We start from the raw sequence: 18,173 nt of genomic DNA, 5'->3' as shown, positions 1-18,173 counted from the left end.
CCCCAGGACCCTGGCCACCAAGCAGCGCCCGGCACGTCCCTCCGAGCCCTGGTCACCGAGCAGCCCGCGGTGAGGCCTCCGGCCCTGTCCACGGAGCGGCGCCCGGTGAGGCCCGCGGCCCCCGGCGGCTAGGCTGCACCCCGTGAAGGTCCTCGTCATCGGCGGCGGCGCCCGCGAACACGCCCTGTGCCGCTCTCTCTCCCTCGACCCCGATGTCACCGCTCTGTACTGCGCCCCCGGCAACGCCGGAATCGCAGAGGTGGCCGAACTGCACCCGGTCGACGCGCTCGACGGCGACGCCGTCGCGCGCCTCGCCAGTGAGCTGGGCGCCGAGCTGGTGGTCGTCGGCCCGGAGGCACCGCTTGTCGCCGGTGTCGCCGACGCCGTGCGGGCGGTCGGTATCCCCTGCTTCGGCCCCTCGCGCGAGGCGGCCCGGCTGGAGGGGTCCAAAGCGTTCGCCAAGGACGTCATGGCCGGGGCCAACGTCCCGACCGCCCGGAGTTACGTCTGCACGACGCCCGCCCAGATCGACGAGGCACTCGACGCCTTCGGTGCCCCCTACGTGGTCAAGGACGACGGTCTGGCGGCCGGTAAGGGTGTCGTCGTCACGGACGACGTCGAGGCCGCCCGCGCCCACGCGCTCGCCTGCGACCGGGTGGTCATCGAGGAGTTCCTCGACGGCCCCGAGGTGAGCCTCTTCGCGATCACCGACGGCACCACGGTGGTCCCGCTCCAGCCGGCCCAGGACTTCAAGCGCGCCCTGGACGGCGACGAGGGCCCGAACACCGGGGGCATGGGCGCGTACTCGCCTCTCCCGTGGGCCGACCCCAAGCTGGTCGACGAGGTCATGGAGACCGTCCTCCAGCCGACCGTCGACGAACTCCGCCGCCGGGGCACGCCGTTCTCCGGTCTGCTGTACGCGGGTCTGGCGATCACGTCGCGCGGCGTACGGGTCATCGAGTTCAACGCCCGCTTCGGCGATCCGGAGACCCAGGTGGTCCTGGCCCGGCTGAAGACTCCGCTGTCCGGTGTCCTGTTCGCCTCCGCCAACGGCACCCTGGAGGTGCTCCCCCCGCTGCACTGGCGCGAGGACGCCGCCGTCACGGTGGTCGTCGCGTCGCACAACTACCCCGGTACGCCCCGCACGGGAGACCCGATCGAGGGCCTCGCGGACGTGGTCGCGCAGGACGCTCCGCACGCGTTCGTCCTGCACGCGGGCACCCGGCAGGACGGAGACGAGGTCGTCAGCGCCGGCGGCCGCGTCCTGTCCGTCACCGCGACCGGCAAGGACCTCGCGCAGGCCCGTGAGCGGGCCTACGCGGCGGTCGGACGGATCAGGCTCGACGGCTCCCAGTACCGAACCGACATCGCACGCAAGGCCGCCGGGAAGGCCTGAGCCCCTCACGGGCTCCTGACGGGTCCTACGGCTCCTGTGCCCGGCCCTCTCCGGAGGGCCGGGCACAGTCACGTCCGGGCCCGGCGGTGGAGGAGGCGGCCGTGTACGGATCCGCCGCCCACGGCCGGGCGGTGCCCGGCCGTGGTGACCTGGTACTTCGGCCTCCGTCCTGGTGACGGACCCGCCCTCCCCTCCCCGGCGGGACCTCTCCGCCGTATCACCGGACCGCCCCACCCCGGCTCGTCAGCAGCTTTACCCAAAGCCATTCCATCGGGTGACGGCTCGGCCATCCGGATGACGTCCGCCGAGGCCCCAACTAGGGTGCGGCGCAAGCGTTCCGGCACTTGGCCCACCGGCATTGCGATGTCGGTGCTCGGTGCCACAGTGGGGGAGTGACCAACACCGTCGCGGGGGCAGAGGGGGTGACGTCCGGTCGTGTCCGGTACCGGTTCGGTTGAGGAGCAGGGTGCGCACGCGGCGCGTGCCCGGGCCCTGGCTCTGTTGCGCATCCGCAGCAGAGCCGCGGCCGTGGCCGTGCTGCCCGCGGCCGTGGCCGTCGTGCTGCTCGTCGCGGGCGCCCAGGGCCGTATCAGCGGCGCCGGGTGGGACGCGGCCCGCTGGGCGGTGACGGCGTGCGCCGTCGTCGTGCTGCTGGTCGCCGCGGGGGTCGCCCTGGTGGTGGCGCGGGCGAGACCCGCGGTCAGCCCCACGGTGCCGCTCACCGAGGACGCGGCGCCCGACCTCTACCGGCTCGTCCGGGACCTGGCCGACCGGCTCGACGTACCGGCGCCGTCGGCCGTAGCGCTGACCCCCGACTGCGACAGCTGGCTGGAGGACCGTACGCACCCGGCCGCCCGGCCGAGGGCGAAGGGGCCGGCCGGTGGCCGGGACGGCCGCCGCACGCGCCCCGCCCCCGTGCTGGTCATCGGCTCCCCGTTCCTGTGGTGGATGCGAGTCGCCGAACTGCGCGCGGTACTCGCCCCGGTCGTCGCGGGCACCGGCCCGTCCGCCCACCCCGACATAGCCGCCGCCCGCCGTTTCGTACGCGGTCTGGACGCGGCGGTCGCCGACGCCTCCACGGCCGGCGGGCGGTCCGTAGGCCGTGTTCCGGCAGCCTTCGTCGGGCGGATCGCCCGGACGCTGCTGCGCGGCTGCCGAGGCCACGCCGCCGAGATGGAGCGCTGCGTCGCCGTCGCCGCCTCTGCGCGCGCGCAGGAGGTGGATTACGGGCTGCGGATCGCCGCCCAGGAGCAGGTCGGCCTCGCCTACGCGGGCTGGGACCGGCTCCTGACCCGCGTGGCGCTGCCCGCCTGGCGGATGGGCCGCTGGCCCTCCGCACTCGACGCCGGGGTCGTCTCCGCGCTCACGGAGCTCTCCCGGCGCGACCGGCTGGCCGAGGGCTTCGCCTCACGGCTGGGGGAGCGCCCCGCCTGCGACCTCATCGAGGCGCCGGGCGCGGCCGACGAGGCTGCCTCCCTGCTGGCCGCGCGGCTCTTCCACGGCGGTCCGGCGGCAGCCGGCCCCGGTTGGTCCCCCGTCGACTGGCAGCAGTACCCGGAAGAGGTCGTCGACCTGAAGTGGCGTACCGAGGCCGCCCGCCTCAACCACGTCCTCGACGCCATGGGGGTCGCGTCGAGCGTCTCCGTCGGGGCGTCGGGCGCACCGGTGCCGGACGGCTCCGCCGTGCCCACCCTGGCCCGCGTCATCGACCACCTCGCAGGGCCGGGCGCGAGCACCGAGGAGCTGGCGGCCGCTCTCGGCGCCGCCGTGGCCCGCGACGAGGCCGGCTCGGGCCCGCGGTCGCGCACGGACGCCTCGGCCGAGCGCACGGACGGCACGCGCGGGGGCGGCACGCGTGAGGACGGCAGGCGCGGGGACGGCACGCGTGAGGACGGCAGGCGCGGGGGCGGCAGGCCCACGGACGCGGCCCGGAAGAAAGCCGGCCGGGCGGGCACCTCCGGCCCGGAACCCCGCCGCACGGACGAAAGGCACGCGGGCGAAACGCACGCGGACGGCGCTCAGGCGGACAGCTCCCAGGCCGACAGCACCGGGGCAGGCGGGAAGCAGACAGGCGGTAGGCAGGCAAGCGGTAAGCAGGCAGGCGCGGACGCCGCAGACCCCCTCGACCCTTGGGGCTCCGCCCCCCTCCCCGTCTTCCCGCTCCAGCCGCCCCGCACGGGCACGGAACTCCTCGCCGATCACGTCGTGGCCATGGTCTGCTGCGCCGCCGTCGACACCGCGGGGGCGGCGCCCGGCCTGGACTGGCTGGACGGCCCCGCGCTGCTGGTGGACGGGGGCCGCCGGTCGGATCTCGGCGGTCCCGTCCTCAGCCTCGTCGAGGACGGCGACGCGGAGCCGTTGCGCGTCTGGCTCGCCTCGGTCGGCGTCCGCCCGGACAAACCCGTACGCCTGATCTGAACGACCGGCCGTTCACTCTGATGGCGAGACATGCCCGATTCGGCACCAATGGCGCGGAAGAAACGGTTCCGTGCCCGCCAATTCGCAACGAACGGTGACGGACTGCACGCGTTATGTGATGTGCTGGTGGCCGACGCCGGGACCCGGCGCGTCAGGAAGTCCGGGGGACGAGGGAGGGGCGCAGCATGGGGGCGGAGCAGATCCGGCGATGGGAATCGGGTGCCCTGGCGCACGCCGTGAGCGACCCCTTCGGGCAGGGCCCCCTGCCCTGGCTGCGCGGCAGCGAGAACTACTTCGACGACACGGGCCAGGTCGTCCCCTGGTACGCCGACCCCGACCTCGGCCGCAGCGGAGCCGGGGGCGGCACCCGTACCGCGGACGACGTCCACCAGCAGATCAAGGGCTTCGCGTCCCCGGGCGCCGCGGGGCCCGGCGAGGCGATCGACTTCCACATCACCGTGGACCCGCCGCAGCAGTTCTCCGTCGACGTCTACCGCATCGGCCACTACGCGGGCGACGGCGCCGCGAAGATCACCACGAGCCCCCGCCTGTCCGGCATCGTCCAGCCGGCGCCGCTCACCGCCGAGCGGACCGTCTCCTGCCACCACTGGTGGCTCTCCTGGCGCCTGCAGATCCCCGGCTACTGGTCGGTCGGCGCGTACGTCGCCGTCCTCACCACCGCCGACGGATACCGCTCGCACATCCCCTTCACGGTCCGCGACGGCCATCCGGCGGACCTGCTGCTCCTGCTCCCCGACATCACCTGGCAGGCCTACAACCTCTACCCGGAGGACGGCCGCACCGGCGCCAGCCTCTATCACGCGTGGGACGAGCGGGGGCGGTTGCTGGGCGAGGAGGACGCGGCCGCCACCATCTCCTTCGACCGCCCCTACGCGGGTGCGGGCCTCCCCCTCCACGTCGGCCACGCCTACGACTTCATCCGCTGGGCCGAGCGCTACGGCTACGACCTGGCCTACGCCGACGCCCGGGATCTGCACGCGGGGCGCGTCGATCCCAGCCGCTACCGGGGCCTGGTCTTCCCCGGCCACGACGAGTACTGGTCGCTGCCCATGCGCCGCACCGCCGAGCTCGCCCGGGACACCGGCACCTCGCTCGTCTTCCTCTCCGCGAACACCATGTACTGGCAGGTCGGCCTCTCCCCGTCCGCCCCGGGTGTCCCCGACCGCCTCCTCACCTGCCGCAAGCGCCAGGGCCCCGGGAAGTCCGCACTGTGGCGCGAGGTCGACCGCGCCGAACAGCAACTCCTCGGCATCCAGTACGCGGGACGGGTGCCCGAACCCCATCCCCTGGTCGTACGCAACGCCGGGCACTGGCTCTGGGAGGCCACCGGCGCGGCCGAGGGCGACGAGATCGACGGGCTGGTCGCCGGTGAGGCCGACCGGTACTTCCCGCGGACGACGCTGCCCGAGCACGAGAACCGCCTACTGCTCGCCCACTCCCCCTACCAGGACGGCGACGGAGTCACCCGGCACCAGGAGACCTCGCTGTACCGGGCCCCTTCGGGGGCCCTCGTCTTCGCCTCGGGCACCTTCGCGTGGTCCCCGGCCCTGGACCGCCCCGGCCATGTCGACCCCCGTATCCAGCGGGCCACGGCCAACCTGCTCGACCGGATCTGCAAGCGGGACTGAGTGAGCCGGGGCCCGGAGGCCGCCGACGGCGACCCCTGGCGGCGCGGACCGGCTCCATGCGGGACAATCGGAACGACTCCTGGATCAACCTACGCGGAGGCAGCGTGTCCGGTTTCGTAGAAAAGCCCGAGCCCGTGCAGGTGCCGGGGCTCACCCACCTGCACACCGGCAAGGTGCGCGACCTGTACCGGAACGAGGCGGGTGACCTGGTCATGGTCGCCAGCGACCGTATCTCCGCGTACGACTGGGTCCTGCCCACCGAGATCCCGGACAAGGGCAGGGTCCTCACCCAGCTGTCGCTGTGGTGGTTCGACCAGCTCGCCGATCTCGTCCCGAACCACGTCCTGTCCACGGAGCTGCCCGCCGGTGCCCCCGCCGACTGGGCCGGGCGGACCCTGATCTGCCGCTCACTGCGCATGGTCCCCGTCGAGTGTGTGGCGCGTGGTTACCTGACCGGGTCGGGCCTGGCCGAGTACGAGGCGTCGCGCACGGTCTGCGGTCTCGGCCTTCCCGAGGGCCTGGTCGACGGTTCCGAACTCCCGGGGCCGATCTTCACCCCGGCCACCAAGGCCGCCGTCGGCGACCACGACGAGAACGTCTCGTACGAGGAGGTCGCCCGCGAGGTCGGCCCCGAGACGGCGGCGGCGCTGCGGCAGACCACGCTCGCCGTCTACAGCCGGGCCCGCGACATCGCCCGCGAGCGCGGCATCATCCTCGCCGACACGAAGTTCGAGTTCGGCTTCGCGCCCACCGCGGACGGCGGTGAGGAGCTGATCATCGCGGACGAGGTGTTGACCCCGGACTCGTCGCGCTTCTGGCCTGCCGAGACCTGGGAGCCCGGCAAGCCGCAGCCCTCGTACGACAAGCAGTTCGTGCGGGACTGGCTGACCTCGGCGGCCTCCGGCTGGGACCGGCACGGCGAGCAGCCGCCGCCCGCGCTGCCGCAGGAGATCGTGGACGCTACCCGGGCCAAGTACCTGGACGCCTACGCCCACCTGACGGGCATCAGCTGGTCCGCCGCACCGCAGAGGTGACAGCAGGAAGGCCCCGGTCGTGGTGACCGGGGCCTTCCTGTGCGGAGCGAACGACGAGGTTCGAACTCGCGACCTCAACCTTGGCAAGGTTGCGCTCTACCAGCTGAGCTACGTTCGCATGCGCCGTGGCGCGGTCCCTACTATACCCAACCTCGCTCGCGCGCGAGACGCACCGCCGCATGACGGTTCTCCGCACCCGGCTTGGTGACGGCCGACGACAGGTAGTCGCGGACGGTCCCCTGCGAGAGCGAGGCCCGCTCCGCGATCTCCGCGACGGGCACGTCCTCCCCCGCCCACGCCCGTTCCCCGGCCTGCCGCGGCGAGGGGCGGGGCTTCGGCGCGGATCGCTTCGGCGTCCAACTCCGGGTCCGCACCGCGGTTTCCGCGTACGACGCCCTGACGGTCCCGGCCGGCCGCCGGCTGTCTTCGGTACGAACCCCCTGGCACCGCCGGCGCCTGCCAGGGACGACCGGGCCTGCCGTCGCCTGCCGCGGTCACGGTCCGGCGGACGGACAGCGCGGTCCGCAGGGGTGTGGCGACCTTCACAGCGCAGCTCTGTGCCTGGAGAAGAGGATTCCGGTCACTGCTTCGCAGCCGGCCGCGCAAGGCCCATGGACGCCGTTCGACTCCGAGGACGGGGCAGCCCCGACGTCATCGTGCGGCTCATGCCGCACCACGTCCGGGTTGCCGGTGGGGAAGCACGCCGGAGGCCCCGGTCGGATATCCGACCGGGGCCTCCGGAACAAGAGCGGACGACCAGGTTCGAACTGGCGACCTCAACCTTGGCAAGGTTGCGCTCTACCAACTGAGCTACGTCCGCATTGCTACCACTCGGCCTTCACCGGTGGAGCGGTCACTACTCTACCTGATCCCCGAAGTGATCCGGTAAGGCAGTGCAGAGCGGGTGACAGGAATTGCACACTGCGCCTTCCCCCTGGAAGGGGGATGTTCTACTACTGAACTACACCCGCACGCTGCGTGGGGCCCGGCTTTTCGGCCTTGCCCTTCGGCGTGCTCCAGACTCTAGCCGACCTGCAGGGGTGTTGTGCAAGTCGGCTCTCCGGCGGCGCCGTTCCGGCACCGTCCGAGGCGTACCGGAACGGCGCATACCGGGCGCGGCCCTCAACTGGCGGCGTGGAACGCCTCGTAGACCTTCTTGGGGATCCGGCCGCGGGCCGGCACCTCCATGCGGTGCGAGCGGGCCCAGGCGCGCACGGCCGCGGGGTCGGGCGCGACGGAGGTGTGGTGGTACGCCACGGGGGCCCTGCCGTGTCTGCCGGCGGCTGTCTGCTTCCGGCCGGCCGCCATGTAGGGCGCGAGGGCCTTGCGCAGTTTCTTTGCATTGGCGGGATTGAGGTCGATCTCGTACCACTTCCCGTCCAGGGCGAAGATGACCGTTTCCGCCGCTTCTCCCCCGTCGATGTCGTCGGAGAGCGTAACCACTACGCGCTGAGCCACGGATATGGGTCCTTTCCTACGGCACCGTCGCGTCCGGGATGCGACCGGCCTTCCGGCCGCTGAGGATGCGGATCGACTGGTGTCAACTGTTTTCGGGGCAATCCTGCTTTCCCCGCTAATCATTTGTACAGCGGCGGGAGCCGCATTGTGAAGCCCGGCCAATTGCATCCGCGTGTCCGTGTGCAATCGGGGTGAAGATTTTTTCCAGGTCTTTTCCTTCGCGGTGTGGCTGTCGATATCTCGGCGTGATCGTGGCCCTTCGATATCTACCCGCGTAGAATTTCTGGCCAGGTACGCTGAGTGGACCCGCGGGGATCTGGGGAACCCCTCGGAGACACAGCCGCACCACACCACCGGGAGTGCCAGTGGCACGCGTCGTAGTCGACGTCATGCTCAAGCCGGAGATCCTCGACCCGCAGGGACAGGCTGTGCAGCGCGCACTGCCCCGTCTCGGCTTCGACGGAATCGCGGACGTACGTCAGGGAAAGCGTTTCGAGCTCGAGGTCGAGGGGCCGGTCGACGCCGCGGCCCTCGCCCGCATCGACGAGCTGGCGGAGACCTTCCTCGCCAACACCGTCATCGAGGACTTCACCGTCAGGGTCGAGACGGACGAGAAGTCCGAGGAGCCGAAGTGACCGCTCGTATCGGAGTCGTCACCTTTCCCGGCACGCTCGACGACCGGGACGCCCTGCGGGCCGTCCGGCTCGCCGGGGCCGAACCCGTGTCGCTCTGGCACCGCGACAAGGACCTGCACCAGGTCGACGCGGTGGTCCTCGCCGGGGGCTTCTCCTACGGTGACTATCTGCGCGCCGGAGCCATCTCCCGTTTCTCGCCGGTGATGGAGACGATCATCACGCAGGCGAAGGCCGGGATGCCGGTCCTCGGAATCTGCAACGGCTTCCAGATCCTGACCGAGGCGCACCTGCTGCCCGGCGCCATGCTGCGCAACAACCACCTCCACTTCATCTGCCGCGACCAGAAGCTGCGGGTGGAGAACGCGGAGACCTCCTGGACGTCCGACTACTCCGCGGGCCAGGAGATCTCCGTACCCCTGAAGAACGTGGACGGCCGCTACACCGCCGACGAGCACACGCTCGACGAGCTCGAGGCCGAGGGCCGCGTCGCCTTCCGCTACCTCGACGGGAACCCGAACGGCTCGCTGCGCGACATCGCAGGCATCACCAACGCCGCGGGCAACGTCGTCGGCCTGATGCCGCACCCCGAGCACGCGGTCGAGCCGCTCATCGGCACCGGTCGCACCGACGGCCTCGGTTTCTTCACCTCGATCATCAAGAAGCTGGTCAACGCATGAGCCTGGACACGGTCAAGCACGCGGCCGAAACCCCGGACACCGAGCAGCCCTGGAAGGAACTCGGCCTCAAGGAGGACGAGTACGCCCGGATCCGCGAGATCCTGGGCCGCCGTCCCACCGGCGCCGAGCTCGCCATGTACTCCGTGATGTGGTCCGAGCACTGCTCGTACAAGAGCAGCAAGGTCCACCTCAAGCAGTTCGGCGAGAAGGTCCCCGCCAACGACGCGATGCTCGTCGGCATCGGCGAGAACGCCGGTGTGGTCGACGTCGGCCAGGGGTACGCGGTCACCTTCAAGGTCGAGTCGCACAACCACCCCTCGTACATCGAGCCCTACCAGGGCGCCGCCACCGGCGTCGGCGGCATCGTCCGCGACATCCTCGCCATGGGTGCCCGCCCGGTCGCGGTCGTCGACCCGCTGCGCTTCGGCGCGGCCGACCACCCCGACACCCGGCGCGTCCTGCCCGGCGTCGTCGCGGGCATCGGCGGCTACGGCAACTGCCTGGGCCTGCCGAACATCGGCGGCGAGGTGGTCTTCGACGAGTGCTACCAGGGCAACCCGCTCGTCAACGCCGGCTGCATCGGCGTGATGAAGCACGAGGACATCCACCTCGCCAAGGCCTCCGGCCCCGGCAACAAGGTCATCCTGTACGGCGCCCGTACCGGCGGCGACGGCATCGGCGGTGTCTCCGTCCTGGCGTCCGAGACCTTCGAGTCGACCGGCCCGGCGAAGCGCCCGGCCGTCCAGGTGGGCGACCCGTTCCAGGAGAAGCTCCTCATCGAGTGCACCCTGGAGATCTTCAAGGAGAAGCTCGTCGCGGGCATCCAGGACCTCGGCGGCGCCGGGCTCTCCTGCGCCACCAGCGAGCTGGCCTCCGCGGGTTCCGGCGGGATGCGCGTCGAGCTGGACACCGTGCCGCTGCGCGACTCCTCGCTCTCGCCCGAGGAGATCCTCATGAGCGAGTCGCAGGAGCGTATGTGCGCCATCGTCGAGCCGCAGCACGTGGACCGCTTCCTGGAGATCTGCGAGAAGTGGGACGTCATCGCCACCGTCATCGGTGAGGTGACCGAGGGCTCGCAGCTGGAGATCTTCTGGCACGGCGAGCAGATCGTCGACGTACCGCCGCGCTCCGTCGCCCACGAGGGCCCGACGTACCACCGCCCGTTCGCGCGGCCCTCCTGGCAGGACGCGCTGCAGGCCGACGACGCCGGCAGGCTGGCCCGCCCGGCGGACGGCGCCGAGCTGCGCGAGCAGGTCCTCAAGCTGGTGGCCTCCCCGAACCAGGCCTCCAAGTCCTGGATCACCGACCAGTACGACCGCTTCGTGCAGGGCAACACCGTGCTCGCGATGCCCGAGGACGCCGGCATGGTCCGGATCGACGAGGAGTCGAACCTGGGCGTGGCCATGGCGACCGACGGCAACGGCCGCTACGCGAAGCTCGACCCGTACACGGGCGCGCAGCTCGCGCTCGCGGAGTCGTACCGCAACGTCGCCGCGTCCGGAGCCAGGCCGCTCGCGATCTCGGACTGCCTCAACTTCGGTTCGCCCGAGGACCCGGACGTCATGTGGCAGTTCGCCGAGGCCACCCGCGGCCTCGCGGACGGCTGCCTGGAGCTGGGCACCCCGGTCACCGGCGGCAACGTCTCGCTGTACAACCAGACCGGTGAGACGGCGATCCACCCGACGCCGGTCGTCGCCGTGCTCGGTGTGATCGACGACGTCACCCGCCGTACGCCTGTCGCCTTCGCGGAGGAGGGCCAGCTCCTCTACCTGCTCGGTGACACGCACGAGGAGTTCGGCGGCTCGGCGTGGTCCGAGGTGATCCACCGGCACCTCGGCGGCATGCCGCCCAAGGTCGACCTGGGCCGCGAGAAGCTGCTCGGTGAGATCCTGATCTCGGCCTCGCGCGACGGCATGATCGACGCGGCGCACGACCTCTCCGACGGCGGCCTGATCCAGGCGGTCACCGAGTCCTGCCTGCGGGGCGGGAAGGGTGCCCGGCTGCTCGTCCCGGACGGTCTCGACGCCTTCACCTTCCTCTTCTCCGAGTCGGCGGGGCGCGCGGTCGTCTCGGTTCCCCGCAGCGAGGAGCTCCGCTTCAACGACATGTGCGGGGCGCGGGGTCTGCCCGTCACCCGGATCGGTGTCGTGGACGGTGAGGAGATCGAGGTCCAGGGCGAGTTCAGCATTCCGCTGGGCGAGCTGCGCACGGCGCACGAGGGGACCCTGAAGGGTCTGTTCGCCTAGTTCCACCTGCTCCGAAGCCCCCGCCCGGGTCGAACCGGGCGGGGGCTTCGACGTGCGGCACGCTGCCTGTTGATGATGATTACGTGATTACGTAAGGTGGTGGTTATGGAGCTCGAGGACCGTGTGGCCGAGTTGGAGCGCCGGATCGCGGCACTCGAATCGGCCGGGGAGCGCGGAGCCCCGGAGCTGGGGGACGGCGACTTCTGGGCGCTGGACGGGCTGAAGGACCAGCTCGGCAGGGTCGGGGACGCCGCCGCCGACGGCGGGGTGCTGTTCACGGGTGCCGTCCGGCTCCCGGCCGGTGAACGGTACGAATGGCAGTACGGCGCTCTCACCGCGGGGCTGCTGGGTTCCGACGAGGACCGCCCGGACTGGTCCGACGCCGCCGAGCCGCTGGCCGCCCTCGGCCACCCGGTACGGCTGCGGCTGCTCCGCGAGATCCTCGGCGGCCGCCGCACCGCCGCCGAACTGGCCGGGCTGGACGAGACGGGTACCACCGGTCAGATCTACCACCACCTGCGCCTGCTCACGGCCGCGGGCTGGCTGCAGACGGCGGGCCGGGGGCGGTACGAGGTGCCAGGTGCCCGGGTCGTGCCGCTGCTGGTGGTGCTCACGGCCGCCCGGCCCTGAGACCCCCGCCGAGACCGGGGCCCATGTCCGTACGCAGCGCCGCGGCGGGCCTGTCCCCTGCTGCCGGCTCACCCCCCTGACCCTGGTGCCGGCGGGCCTCCCCGCCGGTCCGCCGGGTCCGTACGGGGTGACCTTCGTGCCGGCGGCGGGCGCAGTCACCGCCGGGCTCGTGACCGCCTGCCGCAACGCCCGCCGCCGGAACATGAACCTGATCGACACCGGACGGTTCATCGAACACACCCTGATCGAACAGCTCGGGAACGGACGCTACTGCACGACTGTGCCCGGCCGGACCCGCACATCATCACCCGCCGGCTCGGAGGTCTGGGCCCGTCGGCGGCTCACGCGACGTGGCGACTCCACCCAGCCGCACGTGCCCTTCCAGGTGAGAGACCACCCTGACCCCGGCGTGGTGCGGGACGTCCCGTTCGCCCGGCGGGGCATCGGTCTGCCGGCCGGAGGCGAGGAGTCACGGCCGGAGGAGGCCCCTGGGGACCGGCTGACGGCTAGTCTCGCCCCCATGCCTCCGGCCAAGAAACGCCCTCGCGCCTACGACGTCTCCAAGGTCCGGACCGCGGTCCTGGCGCAGTTCGCCCACGTACAGGACGGCGTCGCCACCCTGACGCCCGAGCAGCTGGCCCTGCCGGGGCTGGGGGAGTGGACCGTACGGGAGCTCGCGGCGCACATCACGACGGCCCTGGAGCGGGTCAGCCGGGCCATGGAGCAGCCGGAGCCGGCCGGCGGTCCCAAGCCGGAGGTCACCCTGCTGGAGTGGCCGTTCTCCACCGCCGGGGACGCGGCGGAGATCGCCGGCCACACCCACGCCCTGGCCACGTCCCGGCCCGACCTGGGGGCACTGTACGCGGAGACCGCAGCCCGGTTCGCGGAGCTGGTCCCCGCCGCCGGTGACCGGCTGGTGGCCACCCGGGCGGGGACGATGCGGCTGGGTGACTTCCTGGTCACCCGCACCGTCGAACTCGTCGTCCACACCGACGATCTGCACCGGGCGACCGGCCTCGACATCCTGTACGACCGTCAGGCCCTCGCCGCCTGCACCCGGCTGCTCGCCGACGCGCTCGCGGACCGGGCGCCCGGCGGCTCCGTCGAGGTGCGGATCCCGCCGTTCGCCGTCGTCCAGTGCATCGGCGGTCCCCGGCACACCCGGGGCACACCGCCCAACGTGGTGGAGACGGACCCGCTGACCTGGGCCCGGCTGGCGACCGGCCGTACGGGGTGGGCGCAGGCACGGGAAGAGGCGCAGGTCAGTGCCAGCGGCGAGCGGGCCGACCTCGGCCCGCTGCTCCCGTTGATGGGCTGAGAGGGAACCGGATCGCCCGGCCGGTCCGTCCCATCGCCATGCACACACCACGCATCGCTGTCAGTGTCCTGGCCCTCCTCACCCTGGCCGCCTGCGGTACGGAGTCCGGATCCGGAGCGGGCTCCGGTGACTCCGGGGGCGGCAGCGGCACCGTGCGGACGGAGCCGCCCCTGATCGGTGTCCACTGGGAGGTGACCTCCGTGACCGTCGACGGGAAGAAGACGCCCGCACCCGCCGGCGCCCATGTCGTGATCGACACGAAGGGGAAAGCCACCGGCAGTCTGGGCTGCAACCGGTTCACCGCCGACGCCCGCGTCGACGGCGCCAGGATCACCGTCGGCCCGGTCACCACCACCGAGATGGGCTGCGAGAAGGGTGTCCAGCGCTTCGAGGAGGCACTGGGCCGCGCCTTCCGCGGCGAGCTCCGGGCGGATGTGACGGGCAGTGGCGAGCGAAGGACGCTGGCCCTGACGAGGGCGCGGGGCGACTCCATCGCCCTCGTCCGGCAACCACCGGCCCCACTCGCCGGCACCGCCTGGACGGTGACCGGGCTGATCTCCGGGAGTACCGCCACCTCCCTGCCCGCGGGCACGGACGACGCGGCGCACCTCACCTTCGGGGAGGACGGCACCGTGCGGGGCAGCCTCGGCTGCAACTCCTTCCACGGCCGGGCGGCGGTCGCCGGCTCCACGATCACCTTCGGATCGCTCGCCTCCACCCGGAAGATGTGCCCGGGGCCGCAGATGCAACTGGAGCGCGCCCTGCTCGGCGTCCTGGAGGGCAGGACGGCGTACGTGATCGATCACCGCTCCCTGTCGATCGAGGCGGAGGACGGCAAGGGGCTCCACGCGTCCGCCCCGGCGGACGAGGACTGATCGCCGGACCGGCCCTCGGCCCGCGGGTGTGCCGGGAACCCGCCGGATGCGGAGCAGGCCCAGCTCGTGGCTGCCGGTGAGCGGCCAGGGGCGGGGCACCGCGCATGGCCGTCGTCGAGGGCCAGGCCGGCAGCGGGGACAGACAGGATGCCGGGTCGGCGGGAGTGCTGTCCGCGGTCGGTGCGGAATCGGTTGCGCCCGCCTCTCGTCGCCGTACCGCCCGTTCCGCACTTTCCACCCGTTGTGCACGTTCCGCCCGTTCCGCCGGGACAGGGTCAGGAGCCGGGAGCGGCCCGCAGGCCCTCCGCCCGTGGCCGTGCGGTGTGAGGCTCGCCACGGAACGGGCGGACGGCCGCGGCTCCCGCTGCCGGGCATCCCGGCTCACGGAGTGCCACGAGCGGGCCGTTCCCGCCGCGCGGCCACCGGCCGGCCCGACCCGCCGGTAACGCCTTTCCACCGGGCGCCGAGGGCCCTCACCCTTCCGGGAGTGCCGTCCAGAACCGAGCCGCGATCACTCCCCGTGACGCACCGGTGCCGGGTCGGACCACCGGGAGAAGCGTCGCGCCCCGCCGCCCAGGGTGCCTGCCGGGCGGCCACCCAATTCGGACCGGTGGTCGATCTCGCCTACACTCGGTGGCGTGCCTCGTGGTGATGGACGACTCAACCACGACCTGCTCCCCGGAGAGAAAGGCCCCCAGGACGCTTGCGGCGTCTTCGGTGTCTGGGCTCCGGGCGAAGAGGTCGCCAAGCTCACCTATTTCGGACTGTATGCCCTGCAGCACCGTGGACAGGAGTCCGCGGGCATCGCAGTGAGCAACGGGTCCCAGATCCTGGTCTTCAAGGACATGGGACTGGTCTCGCAGGTCTTCGACGAAACGTCTCTGGGTTCGCTCCAGGGCCATATCGCGGTCGGTCATGCCCGTTACTCCACCACCGGTGCCTCGGTGTGGGAGAACGCGCAGCCGACGTTCCGTGCCACCGCGCACGGCTCGATCGCCCTGGGACACAACGGCAACCTGGTCAACACGGCCCAGCTCGCCGAGATGGTGGCCGACCTTCCCCGGAAGGACGGCCGGACCACCCGGGTCGCCGCGACGAACGACACCGACCTGGTGACCGCTCTGCTCGCCGGCCAGCGGGACGAGGACGACAAGCCGCTCACCATCGAGGAGGCCGCCGCGAAGGTGCTCCCCGAGGTCAAGGGCGCTTTCTCCCTGGTCTTCATGGACGAGCACACGCTCTACGCTGCCCGTGACCCGCAGGGCATCCGCCCCCTGGTCCTCGGCCGGCTGGAGCGCGGCTGGGTGGTGGCCTCCGAGTCCGCCGCCCTCGACATCTGCGGCGCCAGCTACGTGCGCGAGATCGAGCCCGGCGAGCTCATCGCCATCGACGAGAACGGCCTGCGCACCTCTCGATTCGCAGAAGCGAAGCCCAAGGGCTGCGTCTTCGAGTACGTCTACCTGGCCCGCCCCGACACCGACATCGCCGGCCGGAACGTCTATCTCTCCCGCGTGGAGATGGGCCGGAAGCTCGCCGCCGAAGCCCCGGTCGAGGCCGACCTGGTCATAGCGACGCCGGAATCGGGCACCCCCGCGGCCATCGGGTACGCCGAGGCGAGCGGTATCCCGTTCGGGGCCGGACTGGTCAAGAACGCCTACGTGGGCCGGACCTTCATCCAGCCGTCGCAGACCATCCGCCAGCTGGGCATCCGCCTCAAGCTCAACCCGCTCAAGGAAGTCATCAAGGGCAAGCGCCTGGTGGTCGTCGACGACTCGATCGTCCGCGGCAACACCCAGCGTGCCCTGGTCCGCATGCTCCGCGAGGCCGGCGCCGCCGAGATCCACATCCGGATCTCGTCCCCGCCCGTGAAGTGGCCCTGCTTCTTCGGCATCGACTTCGCGACGCGCGCCGAGCTGATCGCCAACGGTATGACGGTCGACGAGATCGCCACCTCGATGGGCGCGGACTCGCTCGCGTACATCTCGCTGGACGCGATGGTCGAGGCGACGACGATCGCCAAGCCGAACCTCTGCCGCGCCTGCTTCGACGGCGAGTACCCGATGGAGCTCCCCGACCCGGAGCTGCTGGGCAAGCAGCTGCTGGAGACCGAGCTGGCGGCAGGCCCCGCCGGGACCGCGGCGGCCGACGCGCTGCGCCGTCCGTGACGCGGACCGGCCGGCTCCGTCCCCACCAGCCCCGTATTCCCACACGAAAGATCCCGGGCAATGTCTGAGACAACAGGTGCTTCCTACGCGGCGGCGGGCGTCGACATCGAAGCCGGAGACCGCGCCGTCGAGCTGATGAAGGAGTGGGTGAAGAAGACGCAGCGCCCCGAGGTCGCGGGCCTCGGCGGCCTGGGTGGCTTCGCCGGCCTCTTCGACGCCTCGGCGCTCAAGCGCTACGAGCGCCCGCTGCTCGCCTCCGCCACCGACGGTGTCGGTACGAAGGTCGATCTGGCCCGGCAGATGGGCGTGTACGACACCATCGGCCACGACCTGGTCGGCATGGTCGTCGACGACCTGGTCGTCTGCGGTGCCGAGCCGCTCTTCATGACCGACTACATCTGTGTCGGCAAGGTGCACCCCGAGCGTGTCGCGTCCATCGTGAAGGGCATCGCCGAGGGCTGCGTCCTGGCCGGCTGCGCCCTGGTCGGCGGCGAGACGGCGGAGCACCCGGGCCTGCTCGGCCCGGACGACTTCGATGTGGCGGGCGCCGGCACGGGCGTGGTCGAGGCCGACCGGCTGCTCGGCCCGGACCGTATCCGTAAGGGTGACGCCGTGATCGCGATGGCGTCCTCCGGTCTTCACTCCAACGGGTACTCGCTGGTGCGCCATGTGGTCTTCGACCGGGCCGGCTGGACCCTGGACCGACAGGTCGAGGAGTTCGGCAGGACGCTCGGGGAGGAGCTTCTGGAGCCCACGCGGATCTACTCCCTGGACTGTCTGGCCCTGACGCGTACGACCGAGGTGCACGGCTTCAGCCACGTCACGGGCGGGGGTCTGGCCAACAACCTGGCCCGCGTCGTACCGGACGGGCTGCACGCCACCGTCGACCGGTCCACCTGGACGCCCGGAGCCGTGTTCGATCTGGTCGGCAAGGCCGGAAAGGTCGAACGGCTGGAGCTGGAGAAGACGCTCAACATGGGTGTCGGCATGATCGCGATCGTGCCCGCCGACTCCGTCGACGTGGCGCTCACGACCCTGGCCGACCGGGGGGTGGACTCCTGGGTCGCCGGTGAGATCACCGACCGCGGTGACCACTCCACGGGCGCGGCCCTGACCGGCGACTACGCCCGGTAGACAGCTGACGACGCGTCCGCCGGCCCGGTACCGATCGGGCCGGCGGACGCGGGGCCCGCACCACCCGTCCGTACCGGGACAGCACAGAACCCGGTCCGGGCAGGCCCGGACCGGGTTCATGTGTCAGCGCGAGGTCAAGCGCCGCGGCGCTGTGACGACGGACCGGACCGGCCGTCCTCGTCCGCGTCCTCGTCGTCGTTGTACAGATCCGCGTACTGTGCGTACGGGTCATCTTCCTCGTCGTCGTCCTCGAACGGCTCGGCGTTCGGTGGCTGACTCGAAGGCGATGCGCCCAGCTCATTGGCCAGACGCGACAGGTCAGTCCCGCCGCTGCTGTACTTCAGCTGGCGGGCGACCTTGGTCTGCTTGGCCTTTGCCCGGCCGCGCCCCATGGCTCGACCCCCTCGGTGACGGGGCTCGACGGCCCCAGAGTCTTGACACGCGTTCATGTTTCGGGACGGACTCTCGGCTGAGAGACCGCGCCCGTGGCTTTAACGGTACCTGCTTCCTCGGCCATACGGTACGCCGCCCGCATCAC

The 18,173-nt window shown here is 71.8% G+C and carries 15 protein-coding genes and 3 tRNA genes; 12 read left to right on the top strand and 6 right to left on the bottom strand.

All coding sequences use genetic code 11. The features are described 5' to 3' along the window. Positions 1–142: 142 nt before the first annotated feature. From purD to ACH4VO_RS29775, 4 genes are all read left to right on the top strand, one after another. On the top strand, positions 143–1,396 hold the full coding sequence (gene purD / locus ACH4VO_RS29790) for a phosphoribosylamine--glycine ligase (RefSeq protein WP_360995093.1): 1,254 nt from the start codon (positions 143–145) through the stop codon (positions 1,394–1,396). 435 nt (positions 1,397–1,831) lie between these two features. Next, entirely contained in the window at positions 1,832–3,814 is a 1,983-nt protein-coding gene (locus ACH4VO_RS29785; RefSeq protein WP_360995095.1) for a hypothetical protein, read from the top strand. 185 nt (positions 3,815–3,999) lie between these two features. After that, positions 4,000–5,463 (top strand): N,N-dimethylformamidase beta subunit family domain-containing protein, encoded by a 1,464-nt coding sequence (locus tag ACH4VO_RS29780; RefSeq protein ID WP_360995098.1) that lies wholly within the window; start codon positions 4,000–4,002, stop codon positions 5,461–5,463. Between the two features lie 104 nt (positions 5,464–5,567). Next, positions 5,568–6,497: a phosphoribosylaminoimidazolesuccinocarboxamide synthase gene (locus tag ACH4VO_RS29775; protein WP_360995209.1), complete on the top strand. Its 930-nt coding sequence runs from the start codon at positions 5,568–5,570 to the stop codon at positions 6,495–6,497. Between the two features lie 45 nt (positions 6,498–6,542). Here the strand turns inward: ACH4VO_RS29775 and ACH4VO_RS29770 are convergent. The 5 genes from ACH4VO_RS29770 to ACH4VO_RS29750 all read right to left on the bottom strand — a co-directional run bounded on the left by ACH4VO_RS29770 (position 6,543) and on the right by ACH4VO_RS29750 (position 7,955). Further along, positions 6,543–6,615: transfer RNA gene (locus ACH4VO_RS29770), tRNA-Gly, on the bottom strand. Positions 6,616–6,637: 22 nt separating this feature from the next. After that, complete coding sequence (locus ACH4VO_RS29765) at positions 6,638–6,778, bottom strand: hypothetical protein (protein WP_398441704.1); 141 nt, start codon at positions 6,776–6,778, stop codon at positions 6,638–6,640. Positions 6,779–7,244: 466 nt separating this feature from the next. After that, positions 7,245–7,317 (bottom strand) — tRNA-Gly (locus tag ACH4VO_RS29760). Positions 7,318–7,396: 79 nt separating this feature from the next. Continuing rightward, positions 7,397–7,468, bottom strand: a tRNA-Gly gene (locus ACH4VO_RS29755). 151 nt (positions 7,469–7,619) lie between these two features. Then, positions 7,620–7,955: an Lsr2 family protein gene (locus ACH4VO_RS29750; protein ID WP_360995101.1), complete on the bottom strand. Its 336-nt coding sequence runs from the start codon at positions 7,953–7,955 to the stop codon at positions 7,620–7,622. A gap of 365 nt (positions 7,956–8,320) precedes the next feature. On the opposite strand from ACH4VO_RS29750, the gene purS reads away from it, so the two are divergent. The 8 genes from purS to purM all read left to right on the top strand — a co-directional run bounded on the left by purS (position 8,321) and on the right by purM (position 17,635). Next, a complete protein-coding gene (purS, locus tag ACH4VO_RS29745; protein ID WP_307125834.1) occupies positions 8,321–8,590 on the top strand; it encodes a phosphoribosylformylglycinamidine synthase subunit PurS in 270 nt (89 codons plus the stop codon). Beyond that, positions 8,587–9,267, top strand: coding sequence for a phosphoribosylformylglycinamidine synthase subunit PurQ (gene purQ / locus ACH4VO_RS29740; protein WP_360995104.1), 681 nt, complete (start codon positions 8,587–8,589; stop codon positions 9,265–9,267). The genes purS and purQ overlap by 4 nt, the downstream gene beginning before the upstream one ends. After that, positions 9,264–11,513: a phosphoribosylformylglycinamidine synthase subunit PurL gene (purL, locus tag ACH4VO_RS29735; protein ID WP_360995107.1), complete on the top strand. Its 2,250-nt coding sequence runs from the start codon at positions 9,264–9,266 to the stop codon at positions 11,511–11,513. The genes purQ and purL overlap by 4 nt, the downstream gene beginning before the upstream one ends. A 105-nt stretch (positions 11,514–11,618) precedes the next feature. After that, positions 11,619–12,143 (top strand): winged helix-turn-helix domain-containing protein, encoded by a 525-nt coding sequence (locus ACH4VO_RS29730; protein WP_360995110.1) that lies wholly within the window; start codon positions 11,619–11,621, stop codon positions 12,141–12,143. Between the two features lie 520 nt (positions 12,144–12,663). After that, positions 12,664–13,461, top strand: a complete 798-nt coding sequence (locus ACH4VO_RS29725) for a sterol carrier family protein (RefSeq protein WP_360995212.1) — start codon at positions 12,664–12,666, stop codon at positions 13,459–13,461. Positions 13,462–13,499: 38 nt separating this feature from the next. Continuing rightward, positions 13,500–14,336, top strand: a complete 837-nt coding sequence (locus ACH4VO_RS29720) for an META domain-containing protein (RefSeq protein ID WP_360995113.1) — start codon at positions 13,500–13,502, stop codon at positions 14,334–14,336. Positions 14,337–14,974: 638 nt separating this feature from the next. Continuing rightward, complete coding sequence (purF, locus tag ACH4VO_RS29715; protein WP_360995116.1) at positions 14,975–16,501, top strand: amidophosphoribosyltransferase; 1,527 nt, start codon at positions 14,975–14,977, stop codon at positions 16,499–16,501. Between the two features lie 60 nt (positions 16,502–16,561). Beyond that, the gene (gene purM, locus ACH4VO_RS29710) at positions 16,562–17,635 is read left to right on the top strand and encodes a phosphoribosylformylglycinamidine cyclo-ligase (protein ID WP_360995118.1); all 1,074 of its coding nucleotides are present in this window, start codon (positions 16,562–16,564) and stop codon (positions 17,633–17,635) included. A gap of 134 nt (positions 17,636–17,769) precedes the next feature. On the opposite strand, the gene ACH4VO_RS29705 is transcribed toward purM, so the two are convergent. Further along, complete coding sequence (locus tag ACH4VO_RS29705; protein WP_069171487.1) at positions 17,770–18,027, bottom strand: DUF3073 domain-containing protein; 258 nt, start codon at positions 18,025–18,027, stop codon at positions 17,770–17,772. Between the last annotated feature and the right edge of the window lie 146 nt (positions 18,028–18,173).

It is taken from the genome of Streptomyces sp. NPDC020780, assembly GCF_044334475.1.
Lineage (GTDB): Bacteria > Actinomycetota > Actinomycetes > Streptomycetales > Streptomycetaceae > Streptomyces.
Note: the sequence above shows the minus strand (reverse complement) of the source record. Positions and strands in the feature narration are given on the sequence as shown.

Excerpts from the sequence above, each read along its gene's own strand:
- ACH4VO_RS29780 (WP_360995098.1), top strand. The coding sequence starts at position 4,000 with ATGGGGGCGGAGCAGATCCGGCGATGGGAATCGGGTGCCCTGGCGCAC.
- purL (WP_360995107.1), top strand. The coding sequence starts at position 9,264 with ATGAGCCTGGACACGGTCAAGCACGCGGCCGAAACCCCGGACACCGAG.
- ACH4VO_RS29730 (WP_360995110.1), top strand. The coding sequence starts at position 11,619 with ATGGAGCTCGAGGACCGTGTGGCCGAGTTGGAGCGCCGGATCGCGGCA.
- ACH4VO_RS29725 (WP_360995212.1), top strand. The coding sequence starts at position 12,664 with ATGCCTCCGGCCAAGAAACGCCCTCGCGCCTACGACGTCTCCAAGGTC.
- ACH4VO_RS29720 (WP_360995113.1), top strand. The coding sequence starts at position 13,500 with ATGCACACACCACGCATCGCTGTCAGTGTCCTGGCCCTCCTCACCCTG.
- purM (WP_360995118.1), top strand. The coding sequence starts at position 16,562 with ATGTCTGAGACAACAGGTGCTTCCTACGCGGCGGCGGGCGTCGACATC.
- ACH4VO_RS29705 (WP_069171487.1), bottom strand. The coding sequence starts at position 18,027 with ATGGGGCGCGGCCGGGCAAAGGCCAAGCAGACCAAGGTCGCCCGCCAG.